At 67.8% G+C, this 11,297-nt stretch carries 9 protein-coding genes; 6 read left to right on the forward strand and 3 right to left on the reverse strand.

Annotation, left to right across the window (positions count from 1 at the left end; all coding sequences use genetic code 11):
• The first annotated feature begins 41 nt into the window (after nt 1-41).
• The gene (locus tag F1D05_RS34985) at nt 42-788 is read left to right on the forward strand and encodes a class I SAM-dependent methyltransferase (RefSeq protein WP_185444553.1); all 747 of its coding nucleotides are present in this window, start codon (nt 42-44) and stop codon (nt 786-788) included.
• A 289-nt stretch (nt 789-1,077) separates the two neighbouring features.
• Nucleotides 1,078-1,551, forward strand: a complete 474-nt coding sequence (locus F1D05_RS34990; RefSeq protein ID WP_246486220.1) for a DUF3040 domain-containing protein — start codon at nt 1,078-1,080, stop codon at nt 1,549-1,551.
• Nucleotides 1,552-1,790: 239 nt separating this feature from the next.
• Here F1D05_RS34990 and F1D05_RS34995 read toward each other — a convergent pair whose 3' ends face one another.
• The 3 genes from F1D05_RS34995 to F1D05_RS35005 are packed head-to-tail and all read right to left on the reverse strand — an operon-like array spanning nt 1,791 to nt 6,394.
• Nucleotides 1,791-4,154, reverse strand: coding sequence for a DUF3488 and transglutaminase-like domain-containing protein (locus F1D05_RS34995; RefSeq protein ID WP_185444555.1), 2,364 nt, complete (start codon nt 4,152-4,154; stop codon nt 1,791-1,793).
• Nucleotides 4,151-5,437 (reverse strand): DUF58 domain-containing protein, encoded by a 1,287-nt coding sequence (locus tag F1D05_RS35000; RefSeq protein WP_185444556.1) that lies wholly within the window; start codon nt 5,435-5,437, stop codon nt 4,151-4,153. The genes F1D05_RS34995 and F1D05_RS35000 overlap by 4 nt, the downstream gene beginning before the upstream one ends.
• Nucleotides 5,438-5,440: 3 nt before the next feature.
• Nucleotides 5,441-6,394 carry an AAA family ATPase gene (locus tag F1D05_RS35005; protein ID WP_185449750.1) on the reverse strand — a complete coding sequence of 318 codons (954 nt, stop codon included), beginning with the start codon at nt 6,392-6,394 and terminating at the stop codon, nt 5,441-5,443.
• A gap of 313 nt (nt 6,395-6,707) precedes the next feature.
• On the opposite strand from F1D05_RS35005, the gene mraZ reads away from it, so the two are divergent.
• The 4 genes from mraZ to F1D05_RS35025 all read left to right on the forward strand — a co-directional run bounded on the left by mraZ (nt 6,708) and on the right by F1D05_RS35025 (nt 11,283).
• Nucleotides 6,708-7,139, forward strand: a complete 432-nt coding sequence (gene mraZ / locus F1D05_RS35010; RefSeq protein ID WP_185444557.1) for a division/cell wall cluster transcriptional repressor MraZ — start codon at nt 6,708-6,710, stop codon at nt 7,137-7,139.
• 289 nt (nt 7,140-7,428) lie between these two features.
• Entirely contained in the window at nt 7,429-8,418 is a 990-nt protein-coding gene (gene rsmH / locus F1D05_RS35015) for a 16S rRNA (cytosine(1402)-N(4))-methyltransferase RsmH (RefSeq protein ID WP_185444558.1), read from the forward strand.
• Nucleotides 8,418-9,074 carry a hypothetical protein gene (locus F1D05_RS35020; protein ID WP_185444559.1) on the forward strand — a complete coding sequence of 219 codons (657 nt, stop codon included), beginning with the start codon at nt 8,418-8,420 and terminating at the stop codon, nt 9,072-9,074. Before rsmH ends, F1D05_RS35020 begins: the two co-directional genes overlap by 1 nt.
• A 136-nt stretch (nt 9,075-9,210) precedes the next feature.
• Nucleotides 9,211-11,283 carry a peptidoglycan D,D-transpeptidase FtsI family protein gene (locus tag F1D05_RS35025; protein ID WP_246486222.1) on the forward strand — a complete coding sequence of 691 codons (2,073 nt, stop codon included), beginning with the start codon at nt 9,211-9,213 and terminating at the stop codon, nt 11,281-11,283.
• Nucleotides 11,284-11,297: the final 14 nt, after the last annotated feature.

Consider the following 11,297-nt stretch of genomic DNA (forward strand, 5'->3'; position numbering starts at 1 on the left):
TGTTGCCCGCAGCGGGTTCGTAGCCGAGGAGGGCATTCACGATGGTCGACCGACGTCGCCGCTCGGTACGTACGGCGCTGGTCGCCGAGGCCCTGCGAGTAGCACTGGCCGGCCGAGCACGGATCGATCCCGGAACCGGGTTGGACATTGTCGACCTCGGCGGCGGTACTGGCGGATTCGCCGTACCGCTGGCCGTCGAAGGGCACCGGGTGACGGTTGTCGACCCGAGCCCCGATGCGTTGGCCTCGCTCGAACGCCGGGCCAGTGATGAGGGTGTCAGCAAGCTCGTGCATGGCGTGCAAGGTGATGCCGCCGAGCTGCCTGGGCTCGCGGGGGAGTCGAGCGCGGATGCCGTGCTCTGCCACGGTGTGCTCGAGGTCGTCGACGATCCCGCTCAGGCATTGCAGGCGATGGCTTCGGTCCTTCGTGAGGGTGGCGTGCTCAGCCTGTTGGTTGCCCAGCGCAACGCTGTCGTCCTGGCTCGCGCCCTCGCCGGACACCTCGCCGAGGCGAAGCTCGCGTTGCAGGGTGCGGACGGCCGCTGGGGTCCGTCGGACCCGATGCCCCGCCGCTTCGACGAAGCCGGTATCACAGCACTACTTGCTGAAGCAGGCTTCATGGTGCACACGATCCATGGCGTACGGACGTTCACGGACCTGGTCCCGTCCGCCTTCGTCGACTCCGAACCAGGCGCCGCCGAAGCCCTCGCCGACCTGGAACGCTCCGCCAGCCAGCACCCAGCCTTCCGCGCCATAGCCACCCAACTCCACATCCTCGCCACCCGCTGACCCGCCCCGGCCTCCGCCTTCGCTGGTGCTTGGTGGGCTGGTCTTGGTGACTTGGTGTGTTTGGGGTGGGGGAGGGCGGGTGTTGGTGGGGTGGGCAGTGTCGGGAGTGGTGGCGTGTCGGCTACTGGGAGTGGTGGGTGGGGTGTGAGAAAGGCCGCTGGGATTGGAGTGGATTACGGGGTAGTGACGGTGGAATGTCGGGGGTTTGAGGGGGGAAGGGAGGGAAAACGGGTTGATTACGGTGTGGAGTTGCCGGACCGTGACGCGCGGGAGGGGCAGTCAGGGTTTCGTGGACCGCACCGGCGGCCTAGACTGGACTCGGCCTATCGAGATCGCGCTCACCATGGAGGGATCGACGGTGCCCCTCTCGGAAGAAGAGCAGCGCCAGTTCGAGCAGCTCGAACGCGCCCTCGCAGCGGAAGACCCCAAGTTCGTCTCCGCCATGCGAGGAACCAATGTGCGCTTGTACTACAAGCGCCGGGCAATTCTTGCCGGCGTCGGATTCGTGCTGGGCATCGTGATTCTGATGGCCGGCGCGATCATCCCCAACACCATCATCGGAGTCTTCGGCTTCATCGTGATGGTCGCCTGCCTCTACATCGCCGCGCTGAGCATGAAGCGCATCAGCAACGCCGGCGACGCGGACGACCTCCCGCCGCCTCCGCCGCAGTCCAAACGGCACCGGACAAAACATGACTCGTCCGGCAGCTTCATGGAGCGGATGGAAGACCGCTGGCGTCGCCGCCGCGACGAGGATCTCTGACGCCCCGACCGGCCCCGCAGGGCTGACCGACACCCGAACCACACCCACGCCTAGGCGCCGGGTGTGGTTTTGCCCAAGAGCACACCTCCCTGCCCGTACTACGCCCGTCGGCGTCCGCACTTGCTTGTGGGATGCGCCAAGCACTGACGTTCGAAGGACCGGAGGGATGCCCCCGGTCCTTCGAACGTGTGCGTGAACTTTGCCGAGCTCGACCAACCCGCGCCAGCGCGGCGGGATGGCTAGTTGGCGTGCCGGCCGCGACCGGGAAGTAGGAACGAGCGAAGGCGAGCCAACGCCAGGTCGAACTCGTCGAGGAGGTCGGAGGCCTCGCTGCTGCCCCGGTTGAGATACCAGCGCCACGACGGCGGGAGCAGTCTCGCCCGCCATCGACGGACGAATTTCGCTTGACCCCACAAGGCCTTGCGGACAGTGCGGGCTTCCGCGCGCAGGTCCACCTGCAAGTCGGTGAGCCCGGCGTACCGGACCGCTTCGAGCCCGCGGGCCAGTCGCACCGCTGCCGGGTGGGCGTCCGCGGGCAGTTCGGAGACCAGCCAGTCGCCAATTTGCCGTGGAGTCGCCGTATCCGACCAGTCGAGGCCGAGATCGCGCGTGGTGTCACGAATCTCTGCCCACAGACCTTCGACCCCAGCACGTCCCGGTGCGCGAGCGAATCGCTTGCGCCTGGTCAGCACGCGGATCAGCCAAGGGATACAGAGCAACAGCAGGACGCCGAGCATCAGCCCGATCGCCTTGCCGCCGCCGTTGGTGAACCAGTTGCCGGCGTCGATCGGCCCGGCGCCCGCGGTGTCCGGCACGTCTTTCGGGTTCTTCGGCTTGCTGATGTCGGGGGACTCCCCATCGCCCGGCGTGGAGGGTGCCGACGTGGGTGCGGTGGTCGGCGTATTGATGGCCGCGCCGGCAGAATCGGTCCAACTCGGCGTGGTCGCGGCGCGGGTCGGCGGCGTCGGCTCGAACCGCACCCAGCCGACGCCCTGGAAGTACAGCTCCGGCCACGCGTGCATGTCGTGCATCCGGACGATGTGCTGGCCGTCCTTGCCGGCCTGTCCCGGCAGGAACCCGATCCCGACCCGGGCCGGAATGCCCAGCGTGCGGGCCATCAGCGCCATCCCGGTGGCGAACTGCTCGCAGTACCCGGACTTGTTCTTCAGCAGGAAGTCGCTCAGCGCGCGCATCCCGCTGCCGTGGCCGTTCTCGGTGCTGTAGACGTAGTCGCCGTCGGTACGGAACCACTTCTGCAGCAGCGCGGCCTCTTCGAACATGTTGCCCTTGGCACCGGCCGTGACCTGCTTGGCGAGATCCTTGATCTTCGGGTCCGTGCGGGACGGCACGTCGCTGGTGTACTGGTCCGGCTCGCCGCCGGGCGTGCTGTCGAACAGTTGCTGCGCCGTGGGCCGCATGTCGTACGACGTGAGGTTGTAGTTCTGACCGCCGACGACCTGACCGTTCGACGAGACCACGTCGAGGGCGCTGGCGTCGTACTTCCACCGGTTCTTCAACGAGATCGAGTGCAGCGGATACGGCACCGGCGCGAATTGGGACCGGAAGGTGCGGGACACGTCGATCTGCATCTTCGTGGTCTGCACTTTGCTCAGGTCGCCGGTGTAGCCGGGCGGTCCGCTCAGATCACCGGAGATCTTGCGGCCACTCTGTCGGGGCGAGATCCGCCAGGTGTTGCCGTCGAACAGGTCGAGTGCGGTGAGCCGGAGGTAGGTACCGGCGGAGGGGCCGCCCGTGTAGGTCAGTGCGGTGACGTTGTCGCCGCGCTTGAGGTTCTTGCCCATGTCGAGCATCGGGTCGGTCGCCGAGATCGACGCGCCGACTCCGTTGCCGGCCCCGGAGCCGGCCAGACCGTTGCCGATGACACCTTCCGGCAGGGCGGGCAGCAACGCGGGGAGCAGGGCTGCGAGTGCGACGACACTCAGCCCGATCCGGCGACCGGCCTGTCCCAGCGCCGAAGCCTCAACCGGTTCGGCGGCGTCCAGATGCGAGACACCGGAGATCCGGCGGCCCCATCTGCTCAGCCTGGTGCGTCCCTCGGCCGACAGCAGAACGATGTAGCCGATGGCCGGCGGGATGAACAGCAATGCGGGCAGTCCACCGTGCACAGTCGCCGCCGGCACGGTGTACATGGTCAGAAGCAACAGCCCTGCCCACGCGGCCTGCTTCAGCTGTACTGCGATCAGGTGGATCAGCAGGCCGGTCACGGAGATCACCGAAACGGCGAACAGGGTCAGGTGCGAGTCGGGCGGCAGCGGTGCGCTGAAGCGATTGATCGAGTCCATCGCGTTCACCAGCTGCTGGTTGTACTCGACGACCGTCTGCTTCCACGGCACCAGCCCGAACCGCAACGTGTCGCGGAGGAAGAAGAACGCGATCAGCTCGACCAGCACGACGAGCTGCACGACCGGTACGACGAACCGTGGCACGCGCAGGTTCTGCAGGCCGATCCCGACGCCGGTGACGGCAGCGCAGAAGAACGCACTGATGAAGAGGAAAGGCCCGGAGAACACCGGGGTCAGCACGAGCGAGCCGAGGACGGTGGCTCCCCAGGCGGCGAAGGAGATCCTCACGTGACCGGTCATGCGATCCTTCCGCTCCGCAGTCCGAGGGTGGACCACACGGTCGGGAGATGGTCACCGCGCTGCACTCTGGCTACCCGCCAGCCGTTGCGGCGCAGTTCGTTCTCGGTGGCATCAGTGGCGGCGGTCAGCCGGGCGGACTTCTCAGTGCCTTCCGCGCCTACCGACCAGCTTGCCGCATCGAGCAAGAGCGCCACCCCGGTCGCCTGGCTGGTGCGCCACCGGTTCAGCGAGGTGATGTCCTCGGAGCTACAGGCGCCGACGATCGCGACCACCAGACTCGGCTCCTGGATGTGCCGGTCGACCGTCAGCAGCGGGCCGATCTCGGCGTACTTGTGTTCCTCGACGGTCGCGCACTCAGTCAGCAACTGCTGGCTGTTCAGCGGCTGGTGCACCGCGGTCGAACTGCGATGGCTGATCGCGGACAGCGTGGTCGGCCCGCCCAGCAGTGTGGTCACGTAGCCGCGCCGGATCCGGTCGGTGCCGACCGAAGCGGCAGCGCTGACTGCCCATTCGAGACTGGACGACGGGCCGTGTCCGTGGTGCGAAACGGTGCGTGCGTCCAGGAAGATCGCGCAGCGGCTCTGCCACGGCTGCTCCTCGCGGCGGACCATCAGCGACCCACGCCGTGCGGTGGAACGCCAGTGCACCCGCCGCAGGTCGTCGCCGTCGCGGTACTCGCGAACGGTGGCGTCCTCCTCACCGGCGGACGCGATCGCGCGCGGACGGTTCTCGCCGGAGCCCGCCCGGTCCGCACCGAGCCGGACCTCGGGCAGTCTGTACACCCGGGGTGTCACCAGCAGGTGCTGGCTCCGGGTGAACGTCCGGCTGGTCTCCACCAGCCCGAACGGGTCGGCGACGGTCAGCATCAGGGGGCCGACCTGGAACAGTCCCCGGACATCCGACTTCACCGGGTAGGTGACAGTACGCCGCCAGTTCGGGCTGACGCGGTCCACGACGAACCGCGGCCGGTGCCCAAGGACATAAGGAATACGGTCCTCGAGCAGGAGCAGCCCTGCAGGCATCCGTCCCTGGTTGGTCAGGGTCAGCTCCACCGTCGCCTGTGTGCCGACCGGGACCTGGTCCGGCGCCAGGCTGCGCCGCACTTGCAGGCGCAGCCGGGTCCGGCCTACTACCAACGCTGCCACGATCGGCAGCGCCACCAGGAGGATGCCGACGCGGAGTAGATCCTTCTGGCCAAGTAGCAACGCACAAAGAGAAGCAGTGATCCCGGCTGCGACGAAGGCCCGCCCCCTGGTGGTCAGCCCGCGCAGTGCCTGCCGCATGTCTCAGTCCCGACGGTTGCGGGGGAGCGGCACGGACGCCACCAGCCCGGAGATGATGTCTGCGGCTCCACGTCCACCGAGGTGAGCCTCGGCGGCCGGCAGCACCCGGTGCGAGAGCACTGGTACGGCGAGCTCCTGGATGTCGTCCGGCAGCACGAACTCGCGGGCGTCGAGTGCGGCAGCGGCGCGGGCGGCGCGGACCAGGTGCAGGGTGGCTCGCGGGCTGGCGCCCAGCCGGAGCTCCTGCGACCGGCGAGTGGCGCCGACCAGAGCCACGGCGTACTCCTTCACCGACTCCGACACGTGCACCGAGTGCACTGTCTTCACCAGGCGCAGGATCTGCTGGCCGTCCGTCACCGGCTGCAGCGTCAGCAGTGGCTCGGCGGCAGCGTGCCCGTCGAGCATCCGCAGCTCCGCGGCCGGCTCCGGGTAGCCCATCGAGAGCCGGGCCATGAAGCGGTCGCGCTGTGCTTCCGGAAGGGGATAGGTCCCCTCCATCTCGATCGGGTTCTGCGTCGCGATCACCATGAACGGCGCTTCCAGCTGGTACGTCGTGGTGTCGACGGTGACCTGACGCTCCTCCATCGACTCCAGCAGCGCTGCCTGGGTCTTCGGTGAGGCACGGTTGATCTCGTCGCCGACGACGATGTTCGCGAACACCGCGCCGGGCTTGAACTCGAAGTCGCGGACCTCCTGGTTGAACACCGAGACACCGGTGATGTCCGACGGCAGTAGGTCCGGGGTGAACTGAATCCGGCGCACGGTGCAGTCGATCGACCTGGCCAGCGCCTTCGCGAGCATCGTCTTACCGACGCCCGGTACGTCCTCGATGAGTAGATGTCCTTCGGCGAGCAGCACGGTGATTGCTACTTCGACCACATCGGGTTTGCCTTCGATCACAGTCTCGATGGCTCGGCGGACCCGTCCCGCCACCTCTGTCAGCTCGTCGAAATCCATGGCCGAGCTGGTCGCGGTGGTGCTCACCCTTGGTCCTCCCCTTTGGTTGATGGCCGACTCATTCTGACCCGGGGTAGGGGTCGGGCCTAGATCCCCGTGCGTTTCGTTACCAGTCGTTTCGGAGTTCATCGAAATGGCCCTCACCCGCAGTTGCCGATCCGTGACCTCCAGCGTACGGCGCGCCGAAACGAGGGCGGAGTGGGGCGTAGTTGGTTGACGGTGGGGCAAAGTGGAGTAAGGTGGAGCGCAGTGGTACTGAAATGGTGGAGATAGCTCGACCTGAGACGGAGAGACCGCAACGGGGAGGTGGAGCGTGTTCCTTGGAACGCACTTCCCCAAGCTCGACGACAAGGGCCGACTGTTCCTGCCGGCGAAGTTCCGGGACGAGCTTTCGGAGGGCCTGGTGATCACTCGTGGACAAGAGCGGTCGCTGTCCGTGTGGCCCGAAGCAGAGTTCGTCCAACTGACAGAGCAGTTGAAGCAGGCTCCGATCACCAACAAAGGTGCCCGGGACTACCTGCGGATGTTGTTCGCCGGTGCCTCGAACGAGGTGCCGGACAAACAAGGCAGGGTCACCATCCCGCCGATGCTGCGCGATTACGCGGGACTTGATCGCGACTGTGTCGTCATCGGGGCGATGAACAGGGTGGAGATCTGGAACACGGAGAGCTGGAACCGGTACTCCGAGGAGCAGGAGCAGGCATTCGCCGATCTGTCCGAGGAGGTCCTGCCCGGCATCTTCTGAGCATCCCGACGACAACCGCGGCAACCGGAGCACAGACCGTCCGGTGAGATCACGGGTCCGACTTCCGACCTCGGTGTTGACGCCACTTCCCCGGCGCCAAGACAAGAGGTACTTCCCCGGAGGGCGAACCCGCGATCTGACCGGACGAAACTCCACCCGCACTTCCGCCCCAGCAGGACGGCACGGCAAGGCAGTCAAAACCTGCGGGGGCAGGGTCGCTCCCGCTGCTATCGAAGGGTCGAGATGAGCGGCGTTGAGCGCGGTGTGCAGGGATCGGTGGGCTGACGCCATGCCGCCTTCCCAGCCGACACCAGCCGAGCCTTCCTCGCGCCACGTCCCCGTCATGCTCGACCGCGTCGTCGCCCTGCTGGCGCCAGCGCTGTCGCACCCCGGTGCCGTTCTCGTCGACGCCACCCTCGGCCTCGGCGGCCACTCCGAGGCGTTCCTGCGGGCCTGCCCGGAAGCTCGCCTGGTCGGGCTGGATCGCGATCCGGAAGCATTGCGGCTCGCCGGCGAACGGCTCGCGCCGTACGCCGATCGCAGCACGCTCGTGCACGCCGTGTACGACGAACTGCCGCAGGTGCTGGCCGACCTCGACATCCCCGCGATCGACGGGATCCTGTTCGACCTGGGTGTTTCCTCGATGCAACTGGACGAGGCCGAGCGTGGTTTCGCCTACGCCCAGGACGCGCCGCTGGACATGCGGATGGACAACACCGCGCCCACCACGGCCGCGGACATCCTGAACACCTACAGCTCGGCCGACCTGGCCCGGATCCTGTTCCAGTACGGCGAGGAGAAGTTCTCTCGCCGGATCGCGGACCGGATCGTCAAGGCCCGTGAGACCGAGCCGTTCACCAACAGCGCCCGGCTGTCCGAGCTGGTCCGCGACTCGATCCCGCAGGCGGCCCGCCGGACCGGGGGACACCCGGCCAAGCGGACCTTTCAGGCCTTGCGGATCGAGGTCAACGGCGAGCTCGAGGTACTGCGTCGCGCGCTGCCCTCGGCGGTCGCGGCGCTCGCGCTGCACGGCCGGATCGTGGTGATGAGCTATCACTCGCTGGAGGACCGGATCGCCAAGCAGACGCTGGCGGCCGCGACCAAGACCGACGTGCCCGACGACCTGCCGGTGATTCCGGCCGGTCACGAGCCGTACCTGAAGTTGCTGACCCGAGGCGCCGAGCGGCCGACCGAGGAGGAGCTCGCGGCGAACCCGCGGGCGACCTCTGTTCGCGTGCGGGCGGCCGAACGCGTCCGGGAGAAGGGGCTGGTTGCCTGATGAGTACTGTCTTCAGCCCGTCGAAGGCCCGCGTCACACCGGCCCCGGCGACCAAGCAGGAGCCGAAGCTGCGGGTTGTCTACGGCGCGCCGTTCCGGCCGCCGCGGATGCCGTTCGTCATCTTCGTGGTGGCGTTGCTCGCAGCCGGCCTGGTGGGTCTTCTGCTGCTCAACACCGAGTTGCAGCGAGGCACCTTTCAGGTCACCGACCTGAACCAGCAGGCCGACCAGCTCCGGGACCAGCAGGAGCAGCTGGAACGTCAGGTGCGCACGCTGGAGTCGCCGCAGAACCTTGCGGACCGGGCCCTGCTGATGGGCATGGTGCCGAACCAGAACCCGGTGTTCCTGCGGCTGTCCGACGGCCGCGTCCTCGGCGTACCGGCGGAGGCGAAGGCGGGGACCGGGAAGGCGATGTTCAGCCCGGACGCGCTGCCCAAGCCGCCGGTGACCGCCACGCCGCCGGTGACCGCCACGACAACGCCGCCGGTCACCACCACCAAGCCACCCGCCAACACCACGAAGCCGCCGGTCGGCACCACGACCGGCAGTACGGGAACCGGCACCGCCAACAAGCCGTCCACGAACACGAACAAGCCGCCGGCCAGTACGACCAAGCCGCCGGGAACGACAGGGAACACCACGACCACCGGGGGATGATCGGATGACGGAGCGACGGGGTAGTGAACCGCCACGCAGACGTGGCGGTGAACCGGAGCGGGGTAACCCGCCCCGCAAGGCTCCGTCCCGCCGTCCGTCCGCTACAGACAGCGCCCGCACTGGCGCGGAGCGTCCCGTGCGCAGGCAGCAGGGCGACGACCCGCGCCGCGCCGTTCCCAAGAAGACAGTAGCGAAGAAGGCCGTTGCCAGGAAGGCTGTCGCGAGGAATGCAGTCGCCAAGAAGGCGGTGGCCAAGAAGGCGGTGGCCAAGAAGGCCGCACCCAACCGGCCGCGGAAGACTGCCGAGGCTCGCCCGGCCCCGCGCCGTCCAGGTCCGGACGGTCGACCGCTGCGACCAGTAGGTAAGAAGGTCGCGCCGCCGCGGAAGCGGCCGCCGCAGAGCCGGCGCCCACCGGCGCCGCGCAAGCCGAAGCCGAAACGTCCACCGCGCACGCTCAAGCTTGGTCGTCCCACGCTGCGGCTGCGGGTGACGCTCGGCGTGATGGCGTTCGTCCTGTCGCTGTTCGCCGGCCGGCTGATCCTGCTGCAGGGTGTCGACCCGGACTCGTACGCGCTCGCCGCGACGAAGGAGAACACCAAGCCCTTCGTCCTGCACGCCTCCCGCGGCGACATCGTGGACCGCAACGGCGCCCCGCTGTCGGTGTCGGAGGACGCGGTGGCGATCACCGCCGACCCGTCGCTGACCAGCAAGGTCGCGCCCGAACTGGCGGCGATCCTGTCGCCGAAGCTGTCCGGCACGACCTACGACGAATTGCTGCAGGCAATGACCAAGAAGGGCCGGTTCACCTACCTGGCCCACCAGGTGAGCCCGCAGGCCTGGACCCAGATCGCCGCCTCGATCAAGTTGCAGAACAAGGATCGGGCGAAGGCCAAGCAGCCGCTGCTGACTGGCCTCTACACCGAGGCGGACCCGATCCGGAACCACCCGAACGGCACCATCGCCGCGAACGTGGTCGGCGTGGTCGGTGCCGACGGCAAGGGACTGTCCGGACTCGAGTACGGACTGAACGACAAGCTGTCCGGTACCGACGGCAAGGCGATGTACGAAGTCGATGCCAAGGGCAACAAGATCCCGAACGCGGACCACACCGTGGAGGAGCCGAAGTCCGGTACCGGCGCGCAGCTGACCCTGGACGCGGACCTGGAATGGTTCGCGGAGAAGCGGATCGAGCAGGCCGTCAAGCAGTACAAGGCCGAGTCCGGCACGGTGGTGACCATCGACCTGAAGAACCACGAGATCCTGACGATGGCCAACTACCCGACCTTCGACCCGAACAAGCCGGTCAAGTCGGGCGCGCTGAAGAACCCCGCGCTGGAGCAGGTCTACGAGCCGGGCAGCGTGCAGAAGGTGATGACGATGGCCGCGCTGGCCGACGCCGGGCTGATCTCGATGGACACCAAGCTGCAGGTGCCCGGGTCGTACACGGTCCAGCGCCGCACCATCAAGGACCACTTCGACCACGGCCTGCTGAACCTGACCATCTCCGGGGTGGTGGCGAAGTCGTCGAACGTCGGCACGATCATGGCGTCGCAGCAGATGCCGATCCAGCAGTTCGTGCACTACCTGAAGAACTTCGGCTTCGGCGACCCGACCGGGCTGAACTTCCCGGGCGAGAGTCGTGGCCTGATGCCGCCAGGGGACGAGTGGAGCGAGCTGACCCGGTCGAACGTGGCGTTCGGCCAGGGCCTGTCCGCGAACGCCGTCCAGATGACCGCCGCGGTGGCCGCCGTCGCCGACGGCGGTGTCTTCACGCCGCCCAAGCTGGTGAAGAACTACCTCGGCCCCAATGGCGAGGTGATCCCGAACCCGACGGCGCCGTCGCACCGGGTGGTGAGCGAGACCGCAGCCAGGGAGGTCGGGCTGATGATGGAGTCCGTCGTCGGCAAAGGCGGTAGTGCGACCCAGGCGCAGATCCCCGGCTACCGCGTGGCCGGCAAGACCGGTACGGCGCAAGAGGTCGACTCCGCTTGCAGCTGCTACCGCAAGTGGGCCACTTCTTTCGTCGGATTCGCTCCCGCGGACAACCCGCGCTTCGTCACCTACGTCGTACTGCAGAACCCGACGAACGGGCGAGGCGGCGGTTTCCAGGGAGGCCCGGTGTTCCGCGACGTGATGAGTTACGCGCTGCAGAAGTACGCCGTACCGCCCACCGGTGCGAAGGCGCCCGTCATTCCGCTCACCTGGTGACGCAGGGTCAGGTA

This window comes from Kribbella qitaiheensis (assembly GCF_014217565.1).
GTDB lineage: Bacteria > Actinomycetota > Actinomycetes > Propionibacteriales > Kribbellaceae > Kribbella > Kribbella qitaiheensis_A.

Excerpts from the sequence above, each read along its gene's own strand:
- F1D05_RS35020 (WP_185444559.1), top strand. The coding sequence starts at position 8,418 with ATGAGTACTGTCTTCAGCCCGTCGAAGGCCCGCGTCACACCGGCCCCG.
- F1D05_RS34985 (WP_185444553.1), top strand. The coding sequence starts at position 42 with ATGGTCGACCGACGTCGCCGCTCGGTACGTACGGCGCTGGTCGCCGAG.
- F1D05_RS35005 (WP_185449750.1), bottom strand. The coding sequence starts at position 6,394 with ATGGATTTCGACGAGCTGACAGAGGTGGCGGGACGGGTCCGCCGAGCC.
- rsmH (WP_185444558.1), top strand. The coding sequence starts at position 7,429 with ATGCCGCCTTCCCAGCCGACACCAGCCGAGCCTTCCTCGCGCCACGTC.
- F1D05_RS34995 (WP_185444555.1), bottom strand. The coding sequence starts at position 4,154 with ATGACCGGTCACGTGAGGATCTCCTTCGCCGCCTGGGGAGCCACCGTC.
- F1D05_RS35000 (WP_185444556.1), bottom strand. The coding sequence starts at position 5,437 with ATGCGGCAGGCACTGCGCGGGCTGACCACCAGGGGGCGGGCCTTCGTC.